This window comes from Tatumella sp. UBA2305 (assembly GCF_002345795.1).
In the GTDB taxonomy this organism is placed as follows: Bacteria; Pseudomonadota; Gammaproteobacteria; order Enterobacterales; family Enterobacteriaceae; genus Tatumella; species Tatumella morbirosei.
In genome coordinates, this window is record NZ_DDVT01000001.1 from 125,236 (window position 1) to 141,062 (window position 15,827).

Here is a 15,827-nt window from a genome sequence, read left to right on the forward strand (position 1 = left end):
CACCTTATGGATGCATGGCTTAATTCGTTAAAAATAGCGGGATTTACGGGGATTTTTTGCCGGGCTACTGAGCAGCCAGCCCGGCGCGTCGATGCGTATAAATCATGTTCTGAGCAGGGGTGAATTTTTCACGATTATCATCCCGCGAAGCCGCATCAGGCCTGTATCCGATGGCCGTTAAAATGTCGTTATCCTGTGCAGAATAATTAATTTCATTTCCTGCGGCCAGCCAGACGGAGAGAGCTTCTCTCAGGTAAGAGACTGAACGGTCAAGCGCACGGTTTTTTATCATTGCGGGTTGGTTCTTAATTCTCATCAGCTCAGGTGCCAGCGAAGCGGCCAGCTCTGCGCCGTTCTGCTGCATAAACTCGTGCAGCCGGTTACGGATGCTGATGCGCTGCACTTCCTCATGCGAAAAAATGTAACGACCGGCGGCCTGATTAACTTCCCATTTTTTGATGTCCATAATTTCGCGCAATTCCTGCAATCGTACCGGGATACGTTCATCTCCGGCCAGCATCTGCTCGCGGTATTCCTGCTCTGCGGCAGTCAGTTCGGCTTTACGGTTCAGCCACGCCGTTTTTTTCATCTGACAGGCCTGAAACGCATGCTGTAAAGTCAGGGTGGTCATGGTTTATCTCTCCTGATTAATGGCGGAACGGGGAGCTGTAACAGCCTTTCACCCGATGCGGAGTTGCAGGCGCTGTTGGCAGCGACTCGGGCTTTTTATCGACGACCGGAGAACGGATCACCTCAAATATTGACTCATGTGTTTTGAAGGTGGCTGAGCATTCCAGATTCTGGCACTGGTGATAACGCTCTTTGACATTTTCCGACATATAGCGGCTGGTTCGAACATGCGCCGCTTTGTGGCAAAAAGGGCAACACATCATGACAGTAACCCCCGTGTTTTCAGCCCGGCTTCACGTACCCGCATTTTTTCCAGCCAGACTTTTCGCTGACCGGGTGTGGCCGCAACGTTATGCTCCATATGAGGCAATGTGCGGGCCGACAGCCCTGTTTTGAACAGCACTGGTTCATCAGTCAGACGGATTTTGCAGCTCTTTACCGACTGCTCAAGCCATGCTTTCACCTGCTGCATCACCGCCTGATCCGGTTCAACATAGCCCTGATGGCCAATGATATTGGCAAGCGGATTTTCTTTAACCAGTATGCTGAGTTTCATTGCTCTGATGAGAGCGCTGCAGCTCTCACGCAGGGCAACATCAAGTTCATGCCCGGCATACTGACTGAGTGCGCCGTGATGTGCCTGACGGTACGCTCTGGCTGTGCTGTCACAGGCTCCTTCAAGACTGTCCAGTTCGAAAGACAGTACCTCAGCCATGTTGTCACATTCCAGGGTCAGCTCCCGCCGTGCCACACGTGCAATATGGCGTTGTTTCAGCTCGTCGGTAATGACAGCACCACCGGCACGAAAGGCGTTGCGCCATGCACCGGAGTCATTACCGTTTTCCTGTTCCAGCTCATTTTTCTGCGCTTTTACCTGGCTGAGGGCCGTCGCGGTTTCATCCATACGACTGGCATTAGCAAGATGTGCCGACCGGGCAGTCTCAAGGCGTTCCATTGCGGGTTTAAGGTAGTCGGGTATAACAGTGGTCTGAGTCATGTCGGGTCTCCTCTTCGTTTCAATCTGAGGAGATTCTGCCGTGCCAGACACAACAATACGATTCATTACCGTTGTGGCAAAAATGGCACAAACAGACCTGAAAGCCCGGCTGGCCAGAGAAAGGTCTCAGGTAACCTTACTCACTGTTTGTTTTTTTACTTATAACTATTCACTACTGTTCACTGAGTAGAAAAACATAAGTAATACAATCAGATAAAGGGTGAACAGTTGAGGGTTTAAGTGTTCACCGACTGTTCACTACTGTTCACTCTTTGGTTCTTCAGCCAGGCAACCAACTAGACTTTTTAGCGATTAAAAAATAAAAATGTATGAATAAAAGTAGTTACCGGTTTGCCAAAAGATAATCAGAGATTGCCAATATTTGTCAGGGATTACCACTGTATGAAAATCACCCTGTCGGATGGTTGGGTACTACAAAATGACTTGTTGCTCTGAGGGAAAATATCCACAAAATAGAGAGCTACCCGAAGCCGGACGGACACGACCGGCACTCTATGGAATTTGTGAGGTAGCCCGATGAACACTGCTTTTTCTTCCCCGTCTTCTGCCCCTGCAGCGCCCCTGATGCCGGTCTCTGATGTCGTTCATGAGCGCTTTATCCGCCTGCCCGAAGTGATGCACTTATGCGGCCTGTCCCGGTCAACCATTTATGACCTCATCAGCCGGGAGGTATTCCCGAAACAAATCTCTCTGGGTGGAAAAAATGTAGCGTGGGCTCACTCTGAAATCACCACATGGATGTCGGATCGCATTGCCGAACGGAACAGGGGGTAAGACGCATGATGATGACCCTACAACAATCACTCCCTTTTTCTGGCTTGCTTCTTTTCGGCATTTCCGGGTATAGTTTTCCCGCTGTCGCAAAATCGGCAGCCGGAATTGGCGTTCCGAATAACTTCAAGGCGACACGACACGCGCCATGCGTGTTTTTTTATGTCGTTGCTCAGACACACCCATTTTCAGGGCTGTGGTGTTTATTCTTGCACCGGAGCTCTTTTCTGATAATGGCAGTCCGGGCGGGGCAGCCTTCGGGCTGGCCGGTTTCCTTGAAGGCCGGTTACGCCAACCCCGTTCGGGCTGCCACCAGTGAAATTGGCGTTTCCGGTGGTAGTTTTTCAAACTACTTCAAGGAGGCTGCCATCATGGCTACTACCCTCACCCCGTCATACCCGCAGTTTGTCTTTGTATTTGCCGCTGTTCTGTGTGCAGACCGCAAGCACCGCATTTGTATGCTCCGTAACGTTGCCGGTGGTGAACATGCCGCACGCCTTTCCCTCGCCCGCGATTACGTCCTCCCGTTCGCTGGCCGTCTGCCGGTTGCGGAGGTGCGCGTATGAGACACACTACCATTACCGCCAGTGACCTCGAATGCCTTGAGCATATGCGTAATGTCGGCCACCTCGTCACCGATCTGATGCAGGTACAGGATTGCGCGACGGTTCGTCATGACCCGGCACAACAGTTACAGATCACCTCCGTGATTTACCTCATGACCTCCCGGCTCGACGATGTGGTAGAGCGCTGTAATCAGCACTGGCTGACCGGGGAGGGTAACGTATGAAACAGATATTTCCGCCCGTATTACGCACCGCACTTTACCGCCGCGCCGTCGCCTGTGCATGGCTGACTCTGTGCGAGCGTCAGCACCTCTACCCGCACCTCACTCTCGACACACTGGAAAGTGCAATTGCGTCCGAACTGGAGGGCTTCTATCTGCGTCAGCACGGCGAGGATAAAGGCCGTCAGATTGCCTGTGCGCTGCTGGAAGATTTAATAGAAGCCGGACCGCTCAAGGCCACCCCGTCGCTGTCCTTTCTCGGGTTCGCCGTACTGGACGAACTCTGCGCCCGTCACATCACCGCACCGGTACTGCACTGAGGGAAAAATAACGATGAAGATGAACGTAACGGACACGGTAAAACAGGCGTGCGGCCACTGGACGGGTATTCTCCCCGCTCTGGGTGTAAAAGTGATTAAAAACCGGCATCAGGCCTGCCCGGTGTGTGGCGGATCTGACCGTTTCCGCTTTGATGACAAAGAGGGACGCGGTACGTGGTTTTGCAATCAGTGCGGTGCGGGTGACGGACTTAAACTGGTTGAAAAGGTGTTCAGCGTAAATCCGTCTGAGGCTGCCCGGAAGGTGAGCGCCGTGACCGGTAACCTGCCGCCGGTTGCCTCAGATGTGATTGCGGCCACAGAAGCTGAAACGGAGGCTGACCGCAAAGCGGCCGCCGCATTTGCTGTAAAACTGATGGAGAAAACGCGGCCGGCCACCGGTAACGCCTACCTGACCCGCAAGGGCTTCCCTGCTCTGGAATGTCTGACGCTCACCGTCATGCATAAAACCGGCGGTGTAACCTTTCGCGCCGGTGATTTGGTTGTCCCGCTGTATGACGACACCGGCGCACTGGTTAACCTTCAGCTTATTAATTCTGACGGTCTCAAACGCACCCTGAAAGCCGGTCAGGTAAAAGGGGCATGTCATATCATCGAAGGGAAAAAACAAGCCGGAAAACGCCTGTGGATTGCGGAGGGTTATGCTACCGCGCTCACCGTGCATCATCTGACCGGGGAAACCGTCATGGTGGCGTTATCCTCCGTGAACCTCCTTTCTATGGCGAGCCTTGTCCGTCAGAAATACCCGGCCTGTCAGATTATCCTCGCCGCCGACCGCGACCTGAACGGCGACGGCCAGACAAAAGCCGCAGTGGCCGCAGAAGCCTGTGAGGGTATTGTCGCCCTGCCACCGGTGTTTGGTGACTGGAATGATGCATTTATTCAGAAAGGCGGGGAGACAACGCGGAAAGTGATTTATGACGCCATCCGGCCACCGGCTGACAGTCCTTTCACAACCATGAGCGAGGCGGAATTTACCGCCATGAGCACCAGTGAGAAAGCGATGCGGGTACATGAGCATTACGGCGAAGCGCTGGCCGTGGATGCGAACGGCCAGCTCCTGTCCCGCTATGAGGCCGGTCTATGGAAAATCATTCCGCCGTCGGACTTTGCCCGCGACGTGGCCGGATTGTTCCAGCGTCTGCGCGCGCCGTTTTCGTCGGGGAAAATTGCCTCGGTGGTGGAGACCCTGAAACTGATTATTCCCCAGCAGGACACTCCGGCACGGCGTCTGATTGGCTTTCGTAATGGGGTACTCGATACCGTCACAGGCACATTCAGCCCGCACCATAAAGCACACTGGCTGCGCACGCTCTGTGATGTTGATTTTACCCCGCCGGTGGAGGGAGAAACGCTGGAAATCCATGCGCCGGATTTCTGGCGCTGGCTCGATCGCGCCGCCGGTGGCAGACCGGAAAAACGCGACGTGATTCTTGCTGCGCTGTTTATGGTGCTGGCAAACCGCTACGACTGGCAGCTCTTTCTTGAGGTGACCGGCCCCGGAGGCAGCGGGAAAAGTATTCTGGCCGAAATTGCGACTATGCTTGCCGGGAAAGATAACGCCACGTCGGCCAATATCGACACACTGGAAGATCCCCGCAAACGTGCATCTCTGACAGGCTTCTCGCTGATACGCCTGCCCGACCAGGAGAAATGGAGCGGTGACGGAGCAGGGCTCAAGGCTATCACCGGCGGGGATGCGGTCTCGGTTGACCCGAAATACAAGGATGCTTACTCCACCCATATTCCGGCGGTGATTCTGGCCGTGAACAATAATCCGATGCGTTTTACCGACCGCAGCGGCGGAGTTTCCCGTCGCCGGGTCATTCTGCATTTCCCGGAACAGATTGCCCCGGAAGAGCGCGACCCGCAGCTCAGGAACAAAATCGCCCGTGAGCTGGCCGTGATTGTGCGCCAGCTTATGCAGAGGTTCACCGACCCGATGACCGCCCGGGCCCTGCTCCAGTCACAGCAGAACTCCGACGAAGCACTCAGCATCAAGCGCGATGCCGACCCGGCATTTGATTTTTGTGGCTACCTTGAAGCACTGCCGGAGCCTGATGGCATGTATATTGGCAATGCCAACATCATTCCCCGTCAGCCGCGCCTGTATCTGTATCATGCTTATCTGGCGTATATGGAGGCCCACGGCTACAGGAATACTCTCAGCCTCACTATGTTCGGTAAGGGTCTGCCGGCTATGCTGAAAGAGTATGGGCTGGGTTATGAGAAGCGGCGAAAAAATCAGGGCATACAAACCAATCTCTCGCTCAGGGAAGAAAGCAATGCGGACTGGCTGCCAAAATGTGATGACCCCTCAGCGAAATAACCTACACTGACCGGCAACTGCCGGTCTTTTTTTTCCTGCATAAAGGCAAAAGTGAACAGTAAAGTGTTCACTGTTCACCAACCATTCACCGCGTAACAGCATGAATATTATAAATAAAAACCCTCAGTGAACAGTGTGAACAGTTTTAAGTAAAAAAAGTTTTTTTCTTCAAATGGTCTATTCAAAAACTGGTTTAACTAACAATAAAAGCACTGTGACAAGCCACCATTGGTACACACTTGAAAATAGAATTCAATAATGTTAATTAAATTCATACTCTTATAATACATATTCAGACTCAGCCAGGTAAACGAACCGACTCAGGCCGGTTTTTTACTTTGAACCTGAGTGATCACTTCATGTGTATACCCGTGTACATGCAGACCTTAACACTTCACCATCTAACCATATGATTTAAAATGATTAAAAGTGAAAGTGAACAGTATAAACACTTTTTACTAAAATCATTTCTGGCTCTGAAATGATTGGTCATGTCAGAAAAGAGGTTAGAATCGACCTGTTCGTCTTTTAAACACATGAGGTTTCATTATGGATGATGGCATAAAGATAGCGATGTCCCCTGTTCAGCTTGCTGCCGCGCTCTCTGATAAGACAGTCACAGAGGCGGAAACGATGAGTAACCGCCTTCTCGGAGGGCTGGGGCTTATCATGGGTTCACTTGAGCTGGCAGGTGCCACCGCTCTGTGTATCGCACCTGAACCTACCGGATTAACAAAAGCAGGATGTGTTGTAGTCGGTGCGCATAGTCTCGACAGCATTCATGCTGCTGCTAATCAGCTCATTGTGGGCAGAAACACGCGTACGGCAACTTACGAGGCAGCAACAGCAATTGCCAAATCCTTTGGAGCAGATGACGATACGGCGCTGAAAATCGGCCTGACTGTCGATATCGCTGTTCCATTAGGATTTGCACTTGGCATCGGCGCAAGCCGGGTAGCAGCAGTAAGGGCTGGCCGCATCAAACTCAGTGAGCATGAGTCAATGACGGGTTTTAAACCCGGCGGGCATACGCTTTCCACACATGTTGGCAAAAGCGATGTAGAACTATTAGCCCGCTTTGAAGCGAATAAACGTTTGCAGTATTCCACCACCTTTACCAACGTGCGTATTGCAGAAGAAGCCATATCAAAAGCGCTCTTTGCTAACCGGGGCGTTATAAAATCCGTTCTTGGCGGAGGCAGGCAGGGAGCCAGGCTGACTATTCGCTATGCATTTGGCAAAGCGATTGGCTACGGTTTCCAGCGCGGGAGTAACCAGCGAATAGTCATGACAAATTTGAGAATTGTTATTGAGTTTCAGCGATATAACGGCAAACCCTATTACATTCTCACAGCGTTCCCGGCTCTATAGGTACAAAATGCAAAACTTCCACTTTCTTGACCAACTGATTTTTGGTTATTTCAACCAGGACGCCGACATCATCAATGATGGTGAGGATACGATTGAAGGCATAGTACGGCTGTTCAAAAAGTCAGCACCAGACTGGATGCTCAAAGATCTCGTCGAAGAAGTTGATGATTTTATCTCCGCCTATGGTGACGGTGTCGAAGAGGAGTTCAGGAAACGATACGGGTTTGATTTTTCGCCTGAACTTTGGGAAACCACTGCTCATGAATTCCTGATGACGGTACGTCAGATCTCGTCAGAGAAATGAGGTTTCCGGGAGTACATTTCCTGATAAGAAAAAATAATTGGTACACGTTTAGGTACACGGAAGAAAACTGAATTAAACAAAAACCTATTAAAACAATAAGTTGAAGTGTTCATTCAGATTCCGCCAGCCCACCAAAATTCTCCATCGGTGATTACCAGAGTCATCCGATGAAGTCCTAAGAGCCCGCACGGCGCAAGCCCTGCGGGCTTTTTTGTGCCCTCAATTTGTCCCCCGAAGTCCGAACTCAACTAATTAAATCCGAACCTTTTAGGCACCTTGTTAGGCACCTCATAAAGCTTTATTGTTTTTGAGGTGCCTAAAACTATGGAAACCCGGCAATGGCAAGACAAACCAAACCTTTATCCGTTAAAGAAATCGAATCCGCCAAACCCAAAGAAGCGGACTATGTTCTCTATGATGGCGATGGCCTTGAGCTACTAATCAAATCCAGCGGAAGTAAAATCTGGCAGTTTCGCTACATTCGCCCTGTTACCAAGAAACGTGCGAAAAAGAGCATAGGCCCCTACCCGTCAGTTACCCTTGCCGATGCCATAAACTACCGGGCAGACTCTCGCTCTCTCCTGGCGAAACAAATCGATCCACAGGAACATCAGCAAGAACAACTGCGCAGTTCGCTGGAAGCTAAAACCAACACTTTCCAACTCGTAGCTGAACGTTGGTGGAATGTGAAGAAAGCCAGTGTGACAGAGGACTATGCTGAAGATATCTGGCGCTCTCTTGAGAGAGATGTTTTCCCTGCGATTGGCGACGTTAGTGTTACAGATATTAAAGCTCACACACTGGTTCAGGCCGTCCAACCGGTTTAGGCCAGAGGAGCACTGGAAACCGTTCGTCGCCTGTGCCAGCGCATTAATGAGGTCATGATCTATGCCCAAAACACAGGGCTGATTTATGCTGTTCCCAGCGTTAATATCGGTAAAGCCTTCGAGAAGCCTCAGAAAAAGAACATGCCCAGCATTCGACCGGGTCAACTACCTCAGTTAATGCAGACAATGCGAACAGCCAGCATTAGCCTTTCCACACACTGCCTGTTCATGTGGCAGCTTCTCACCATTACCCGTCCTGCCGAAGCTGCTGAGGCTCGATGGGATGAGATCGATTTCAATGCTAACGAATGGAAAATTCCTGCTGCTCGAATGAAGATGAACCGAGACCATACGGTTCCGCTATCGGATGAGGCTATCTCAATTCTGGAGATGATGAAGTCCCTCAGTGGTGGCCGAGAGTTTATATTTCCCAGTCGCATCAAACCAACACAGCCAATGAACAGCCAAACAGTTAATGCCGCACTGAAGCGTGCAGGCTTAGGAGGCGTACTCGTTTCACACGGCTTACGTTCTATCGCCAGTACGGCTCTCAATGAGGAAGTATTTCCACCTGATGTCATTGAAGCAGCACTTGCTCATGTAGACAAAAATGAGGTACGTCGCGCTTATAACCGCAGTGATTATCTTGAGCAACGTCGTCCGATGATGCAATGGTGGGCTGATTTCGTTACAGCAGCAGATCATGGGAGCATGATTGAAGGAGGGATGAAAGGAATGCGACTTGTTGGATAGCCTTAAAACTTAGACATGATCTAATATGTCACTGAAATGGATACCTTCGTGATGATTAGGACCATGCCGAAAGGGACATACCTCGCTACATCTTGCCTTAACAGATAGGAGATTACTCAGCGCTTCAACAACTACAGAAAATTTTGAGGGCTGAAATGTGATGAGCGCCAGGTTTTTAAAATTATGTAGGTGATTAATCCCTAGAACTCTCATTACATGATTAGCACTACTGTCACAATGTAACATTGAATTAATCAGAAACCTCAAGGAGATATGCATGGGTCTTAAGCCTGGTCCGAAACCGGTTGCTAAATCAACTGGAAAAGAAGATAAACGACAACGTGCCGCACCAGAAAGCAAGTCTAAACATCCAGTTTTAAAGGATCGTGGTCACAAAGGGCTTCAAATATCATTCGATTCTGCCGACCATTTAGCGGAAGAGGTTGCAGCATTGAAAGAGAGTGGGAAATAATGCCGGATCCAGTAAATACTACGACAACAATTGTTTGGACAATAAGAGATATACTCTATGCTTTTGGGGCTGTTATTTCGACGTTAGCTGCCGGTGTCGCAGCATTCTGCGCATATAGAACCGTAAAGCGAGATTTAAACTCATTAGGAGATTCCGAGCTAAAAACTCTTGAAATGATAACAAAAGCAGAAACTGATTTTGCCAAGTACAACGCCGAGATCATGAAGCTTAGAGAAGAAAAAGGTGAAGACTTTTGCTTGAGTCAATCTATGAAAGCACTTTGGGATGTACACCTTCATAATGTACTCAATACCTATGAAATATCATGCCAGCGTTTTCGCGATGGAAAGTTGGACAAAAAACGTTTCGGTAAAACCTATGCTCGCCGTATCACCACAATTTGCTCAAGCCCCGTCTATGGGCCAATAATTAACGCCTCCCCTCTGAACTTCAGTGCGTTGTTGAAAGCAAATATTGAGTTAAATGACCCTGAAGACTAAATTTGTGTAACGGGATAATTTCGACTCATTTGAAAACGATATGTGGCATCACGCAGCCCCAAATATGTTACCAAACAGTAAAAAAAATAATTATTGTGATGGACCGCAAGATTCAAAACTAAGGTCAGTTGTAATTAAAAGTTACCACCCTCATAACGTCATTGGTGCCACTAACACAGCACATAAACACATTAACTTCTTCAAGGAGATTTTTATGAGCATTAAACCCGGCCCAAAGCCTATTGCTAAATCAACTGGAAAAGAAGATAAACGACAACGAGTCACGCCAGAAAACAAACCTAAACACCCTAGTCTGAAAGATCACAACCACAAAAAGGGCGAATAGCACCTTTTGTCTTAACATCCGAATACAGCAGGCATGAGAATTAACGATGCCTGCTTTCTATTCATTAGGAAACTTTTTTGCTTCAATTACATCAGTGTAGATTTACTTTTTTAATGTGCATACATCTCCCAGGGGTCATTCTGAAGCAAATGTTAGCCTATCCGCCAACTAAGAAATCGCAGTTCGTTTGGTAGTTAGATCCACAATGAGAAACACCACCGATGCCTCGAGGTGGTCGATATGATAGGTTACCACATATCCGCATGTTTCATTATCGGGTAGCCCCAGAGATTTAACTCATTTAGATCGTTTTCTCTCCAATAGCCAACAACTACTGGAGCATACATATAGCACAAGACAATTATGAATTTCCAATTAGTTAAAAAAATGTTAACAAAGAATTACTAAGTTTGTAACCATAACCTCTATTTAAATAATGACATTCAAATGGTAAAGCAAAGACAATTACATAACTTGCCTCTAAACAACTTGCTGTACAGATAATAACCAAAGCATGACAGTAATTGCTGCCATGCTTATTTTAAAAAGAACCTACATGTAAGACAGAGCTTTTTTTATAAAACCAATCTCAAAATCAGTTAAGTATGGATAAGAGTCTTTACCTTTTAAAACCAAAGAACTAATAACTGAGTCGATATCATCGGCATTATCAAAGTGATTATTGTTGATAATTTTTTTTGCAATTTGATTTGGCACACCGAATTCCTCGAGAGAGTTAACCGCTACTGGGTAATAAAAATTCTCTAATGTAGATGCAAAAGGTTTATAATCTCCATACTTATAACCAAACCTCTTGAATATTACATCCTGAATATCACTAACAGCGTAAATTAGTATAGGCAAATTATAATTAACAAGGCTTTTCTTAAAATTGAATACAGATTGCACAGCATCATCTATGCTATATGTATTATCTCTTCCTCTCCAGAAATTGAAATCATCTAGAATCAGAGTTTTATCGTCCACTTTATTTATAACATCACAAAGTTTTTTATGAAGCTGTAAAGCACTTCTAACTGTACCGCCCCCCATCGAAGATACATTAAAGTTATCAAATAATATACTTGAGAGATGCAGCAATTCATTAGATGTAGGATAAATGCTATCCCAACGCATTAATGGATTCCATGCATTACATTTTGAGATTAATTTCTCTGCAAAATTTATAAGTTTGTTTGGATCAATACTTTGATGTTTAAGTAAAATTTGCACAGGGAGAACATCTTGCTCATAAAACTTTCTCACTCTATTTTTATTCTCATCATTAACATCTTGACCTAAATGTAGTAGTAATGACTCTGACGCATTTTCACTCTGAGTTACTACAGGAATATCTATATATGGAAGTTCAATTTGTGGTTTTTCACCAAAAATAAAAACATTTCCAACATAATGCTCAAACATTCGTCCAGAACGACCCGATATATTATTGAAAGTAAACATATCTAACTTAGTTCTTCTGGTAATACAGTCATCGTAAATGATGATATTTTTGGCATTAGTGTTTACACCCTCGATTAAAGTCGACGTGCAAATCAGAATGTTTATTTTTGATTCATTAAACAAATCCACAATTAATGAACCTACTGCCCTTGGGAGTTGTGCATGATGATATGCAATCCCATGCCGTACGCCGTCGATCAATGACCACTTATCATGGAAATTTACAGAAAGCCAACTAGCAAGATCATCATTTGCGCTATCAGGACTAAGTATATTAGCCGCAAGCAAGCGGCACATCAGCGAACTAACTCTTTTGGGTGATTTACAATAAATCACTGTTTGTTCATTCCTGCCGACATTTGATAAAATATCTTTTAGGATTTCATCTCTTTCAACATCAACTTTTGCATCAGTACCAGTGGTTTTTAACTTATGGTAAAACTCATTAGTTGCTACTGTGGTATATGAATCAAACCTAAGAAAAATACATCTTAATTCCTGCTCAATTCCTGAAAAAAGACCATTTATTCTTGGACCTAGCATGTAAAATCTCTTGCATTTTGAATATAATTCCTTAAAGGCAAGATTGAGACGATCACAACGCTCGTCATTTTTACTTGATGGTGCAAGCTTGTAAAATTCGTCGATAATAAAGAAGTCGACTGATCTTATGCTATATTCTAAAACTCTTTCTTGTGTAAGAATGAAAACATTTCGTTCACTCGGTTGTTGTGACACTTGAGTGATGATCTTGTAATTATCTTTATATTTATAAAGTTTTTTCTTTAACTCATCTATCAAAGCTATTGTTGGAACTACTATTACTACATTGTTGAATTCGTTGCTAGCAATTAAAGCTTCAATAATGAGGCTTTTACCAAAGCTTGTTGGCGCACTCAATATTACATTTTCACCGGTCATGATTCTGTGAAAAACTTCAGCCTGACGAATGTGGAAAATTTTTGTTTCATCCTGCGGAGTAGTGAAAATGGCCTTCCTAAATTCATCTTTCGATGTATTATTATTATTATCAATGTAAGGGAAAAGCCCTAATTCCCCGAGAATATGGTCCAAAATGAAACCATTGGTCATTTCACTTTTACGTTCCATGGCCCTAATAACAATATCCTGCACTAATGACTCATTGACATGGCCGTTGAATTCGTTTACTAAAGATAATAAAAAATCATCCCATTGTGAGAACATTGGATTATTTAATTGATTCTTAGCCTCTTGGTACCACTGGCTCATGAGTTTAGTTCCTTCTGCAAAGCACCATTAACTTCATTAATATCCGAAACTGGGAAATAAAAAACTCTAAGATCAATTAAGTTAATGATACTTCCCTCTATATCTTTTTTTAATAGTTCTCTACAACTAGCAACTTTTTCATTGAACAGGAGTAAGAAATTATCTTTGTTATAATTTTTAATTAACTCGCTATCATGCATTATAAATACTGGAATTATTATTTTATCGAATCTTTCCTCTAACTCTAAGTTAGAGTCAGCTAGTCGTTTTAATTTTTCTCTATGAGGCCATGAAGCATCTATTTCAGACGTAAGCATAATCAATCTATTTTTTAGCGACTTAACATCCATTATATATTTTATTCTTTCAATCGCAGACAGAGTTGCTTCCTCAATACTTTGAGTAACCGCGGACGCGCCAATCCAAAGTTCAATCCCATCAAAATTAAGTACAGCATGAGTACATGAGAAAGTTTTATTATTTATATCGAACACTTTATTCATTATTGGGATTGTAGAGTAAGACTCTCGGATCGCTATATGTAAACAAAGGTCACCTAAAGCATTTAAATCATCAACAGGATAATTAGATCTAGCATATTTGAATAGACTCCTATCACTTCCATTGAAGTTGTTTTTTTCTTTATGTGACAAAGAATAATCTATAATCCAGTCATATACAGATTCAGCAAACTCGATAATATTCCATTGTTTCATTGTAAAACCAATATCAATACCTTTGATATTTGGATGATCTGCATTGCAATTTATACAATACTTAAATGGTGAGGAAGGGTGATCAGGAGATTTGTATTCAATTCCATCTTGCACTGTTATCTTTACATCGTATTTATTCATTATATCTTGCAAAACAGTATCAATAAGAAAATCCTTTACAGATAATGCATATAGTGTATTTCCCCCTTGTTGAACTAGCAAAATCCCTATGCAATATTTCTCATGCATTATTGGTGAACCGGACATACCACTATATTTAGTAACTGTATTAGATTGGGAAACTTCAAAACTATATTCACGGCTACTCATATGTGAAAATGTGTTTGTTACTTTAACCCTGATAGGTGCGTGGTAATGCTCTTTCTCTACAGGATAGCCACAAGATTTAACATCACTATCCAAATTAACAGCGGTTGAATAAAGCGGCATTGCGTTATTTGTCGTCCCTTCAGGTACAGCTAATATAGCTATATCTAAATTTTCATTGCTATAAATGCATTCGGCATCAATCCCTTGTCCAAGAGAAAATAAATCACTTGAGAGGAATACTTGTATTGATGAAGCACCATTTACAACATGATTCGCCGTTAACAATAAATCCTTTGCTATAGAAAAACATGTTCCTCGCCTTATTGAAGCATTGGGTAATAAGGCACTGAGTAAATATATACATTCAAGATTAAACTCTTCTAAATTTCCGTTTATCATAGTTCCACCTCACAAGAATTCATTAAAAACTTTATCATTGGATAGTTTTTTGCAATGTCAGCGATGAACCAGTCTGGTATTACATCAAGAGCATAGTTAAAATATATCTCGGTTTCTTTATTGCTATTAACAAAAGCAATTCTTGCTAATGTTTCTAGGTCCGGGTGTCCATGCGAATTACCATTGGTGCTAATAAAGTATTTCGAGCTATTTATTCGCCTTAGAAGTTCTAGATTAGTATTATTTTTGCTCCCATGGTGAGAGATCTTAACAATATCAACGTTTAAAACCTTCTCACTTTGTAGCTCTAACCAATCAGTAACATCAGTCGCATTACAATCCCCTAAATAAAGAATTCTTTTACCGTCAAACTCAATTAAGAATGAAAAACTACTCCTATTCGTTGGTGAAGTATCATCCTCAAATTTCGTATTTGCTAGTGCTTCTATAGAGCATTGGTTGATAGAGGAAATTTTATGATTATCGGTCACATCCTCTCTTATTTCTCCGATATATTTTTCGAAAGCATCATAGTAACTTTTACTAATGACGCGTGGCTTTATCCTCCGCTCTGATAATTTACATTGCCAAAACTGCTGAAGTTCGTAGAGAGAATCTTGGTTTGGACTAATTAGAGTGAATTTAATAGAACCAATTTCGAAAAACTCGCAAACGCCCCGATAAACAGCACCACCAGAGACAACTGGATTACACTCGATGCCTTTACTGGATAATATATAAGAAAGTGATGTTCCTTCAGAGTATCCAATCAACTCTTTTTCTTCAATAGCAGAACACTCTTCAGAGAGAGCAAGTAATTTCATTTCAACAGTACGCTCTGTTTGAGAAAACTCATTCAGTTTACCAAACAGCTGCTCTGCACCATTGAAATATACTTGGCCGATAGTTGGGCAATCTGGATGGTCTAGCAATTTGATTATCCCATTGATATGATCATTATCAATATGTGTAACGATAATTGAATCAATCTTTGCTACATGTCCAATAATGCACTCTTTCCAGTCATTGAAAGATTGCGCGGTTCCTCCATCGATCAAGATAAACTCACAATCTGTCTGTATAAAAATACAGTCCCCGTTGCCAGCTTTAAGCATTCTGATTTTGAGCATCGCCTACACTCTTCTTCAAGAAAAATCTACCATACACTACGGTTCCATAAATGTATGATACTTCATTAGATGGTAATCCCCCCATTTTTAA

At 44.4% G+C, this 15,827-nt stretch carries 16 protein-coding genes and 1 pseudogene; 11 read left to right on the top strand and 6 right to left on the bottom strand.

The window, feature by feature from the left end; genetic code table 11:
• Positions 1 to 64 precede the first annotated feature (64 nt).
• The 3 genes from B3Z23_RS00635 to B3Z23_RS00645 are packed head-to-tail and all read right to left on the bottom strand — an operon-like array spanning position 65 to position 1,627.
• Positions 65 to 631, bottom strand: a complete 567-nt coding sequence (locus B3Z23_RS00635; RefSeq protein ID WP_294900092.1) for a phage polarity suppression protein — start codon at positions 629 to 631, stop codon at positions 65 to 67.
• Positions 632 to 647: 16 nt separating this feature from the next.
• Positions 648 to 893: an ogr/Delta-like zinc finger family protein gene (locus B3Z23_RS00640; protein ID WP_294900096.1), complete on the bottom strand. Its 246-nt coding sequence runs from the start codon at positions 891 to 893 to the stop codon at positions 648 to 650.
• A complete protein-coding gene (locus B3Z23_RS00645; RefSeq protein ID WP_294900099.1) occupies positions 890 to 1,627 on the bottom strand; it encodes a glycoprotein 3 in 738 nt (245 codons plus the stop codon). Before B3Z23_RS00645 ends, B3Z23_RS00640 begins: the two co-directional genes overlap by 4 nt.
• Positions 1,628 to 2,164: 537 nt before the next feature.
• On the opposite strand from B3Z23_RS00645, the gene B3Z23_RS00650 reads away from it, so the two are divergent.
• The 11 genes and pseudogenes from B3Z23_RS00650 (at position 2,165) to B3Z23_RS00700 (ending at position 10,446) form a co-directional block, all read left to right on the top strand.
• Positions 2,165 to 2,422, top strand: coding sequence for a helix-turn-helix transcriptional regulator (locus B3Z23_RS00650; protein ID WP_294900103.1), 258 nt, complete (start codon positions 2,165 to 2,167; stop codon positions 2,420 to 2,422).
• Between the two features lie 5 nt (positions 2,423 to 2,427).
• The gene (locus B3Z23_RS00655) at positions 2,428 to 2,985 is read left to right on the top strand and encodes a host cell division inhibitor Icd-like protein (protein WP_294900106.1); all 558 of its coding nucleotides are present in this window, start codon (positions 2,428 to 2,430) and stop codon (positions 2,983 to 2,985) included.
• On the top strand, positions 2,982 to 3,209 hold the full coding sequence (locus B3Z23_RS00660) for a hypothetical protein (RefSeq protein ID WP_294900109.1): 228 nt from the start codon (positions 2,982 to 2,984) through the stop codon (positions 3,207 to 3,209). Before B3Z23_RS00655 ends, B3Z23_RS00660 begins: the two co-directional genes overlap by 4 nt.
• Complete coding sequence (locus tag B3Z23_RS00665) at positions 3,206 to 3,526, top strand: DUF5375 domain-containing protein (protein WP_029991168.1); 321 nt, start codon at positions 3,206 to 3,208, stop codon at positions 3,524 to 3,526. Before B3Z23_RS00660 ends, B3Z23_RS00665 begins: the two co-directional genes overlap by 4 nt.
• 13 nt (positions 3,527 to 3,539) lie before the next feature.
• Positions 3,540 to 5,873, top strand: coding sequence for a primase-helicase zinc-binding domain-containing protein (locus tag B3Z23_RS00670; RefSeq protein ID WP_294900115.1), 2,334 nt, complete (start codon positions 3,540 to 3,542; stop codon positions 5,871 to 5,873).
• A 549-nt stretch (positions 5,874 to 6,422) separates the two neighbouring features.
• Positions 6,423 to 7,244 (top strand): RNase A-like domain-containing protein, encoded by an 822-nt coding sequence (locus tag B3Z23_RS00675; protein ID WP_294900118.1) that lies wholly within the window; start codon positions 6,423 to 6,425, stop codon positions 7,242 to 7,244.
• Positions 7,245 to 7,251: 7 nt separating this feature from the next.
• Entirely contained in the window at positions 7,252 to 7,548 is a 297-nt protein-coding gene (locus tag B3Z23_RS00680; RefSeq protein ID WP_029991162.1) for a contact-dependent growth inhibition system immunity protein, read from the top strand.
• 338 nt (positions 7,549 to 7,886) lie between these two features.
• Positions 7,887 to 9,128, top strand: a pseudogene (locus tag B3Z23_RS00685) (integrase).
• A 277-nt stretch (positions 9,129 to 9,405) separates the two neighbouring features.
• A complete protein-coding gene (locus tag B3Z23_RS00690; protein WP_042592591.1) occupies positions 9,406 to 9,600 on the top strand; it encodes a hypothetical protein in 195 nt (64 codons plus the stop codon).
• On the top strand, positions 9,600 to 10,100 hold the full coding sequence (locus tag B3Z23_RS00695; RefSeq protein ID WP_294900128.1) for a hypothetical protein: 501 nt from the start codon (positions 9,600 to 9,602) through the stop codon (positions 10,098 to 10,100). Before B3Z23_RS00690 ends, B3Z23_RS00695 begins: the two co-directional genes overlap by 1 nt.
• Positions 10,101 to 10,314: 214 nt before the next feature.
• Positions 10,315 to 10,446: a hypothetical protein gene (locus tag B3Z23_RS00700; protein WP_258041509.1), complete on the top strand. Its 132-nt coding sequence runs from the start codon at positions 10,315 to 10,317 to the stop codon at positions 10,444 to 10,446.
• A gap of 552 nt (positions 10,447 to 10,998) precedes the next feature.
• On the opposite strand, the gene B3Z23_RS00705 is transcribed toward B3Z23_RS00700, so the two are convergent.
• From B3Z23_RS00705 to B3Z23_RS00715, 3 genes are read right to left on the bottom strand one after another with little or no spacing between them, the layout of a single operon-like run.
• Positions 10,999 to 13,161 carry a DEAD/DEAH box helicase gene (locus B3Z23_RS00705; RefSeq protein ID WP_294900136.1) on the bottom strand — a complete coding sequence of 721 codons (2,163 nt, stop codon included), beginning with the start codon at positions 13,159 to 13,161 and terminating at the stop codon, positions 10,999 to 11,001.
• On the bottom strand, positions 13,158 to 14,606 hold the full coding sequence (locus B3Z23_RS00710) for a Hachiman antiphage defense system protein HamA (protein ID WP_294900139.1): 1,449 nt from the start codon (positions 14,604 to 14,606) through the stop codon (positions 13,158 to 13,160). The genes B3Z23_RS00705 and B3Z23_RS00710 overlap by 4 nt, the downstream gene beginning before the upstream one ends.
• Complete coding sequence (locus tag B3Z23_RS00715) at positions 14,603 to 15,736, bottom strand: ComEC/Rec2 family competence protein (protein ID WP_294900142.1); 1,134 nt, start codon at positions 15,734 to 15,736, stop codon at positions 14,603 to 14,605. Before B3Z23_RS00715 ends, B3Z23_RS00710 begins: the two co-directional genes overlap by 4 nt.
• Positions 15,737 to 15,827 lie beyond the last annotated feature (91 nt).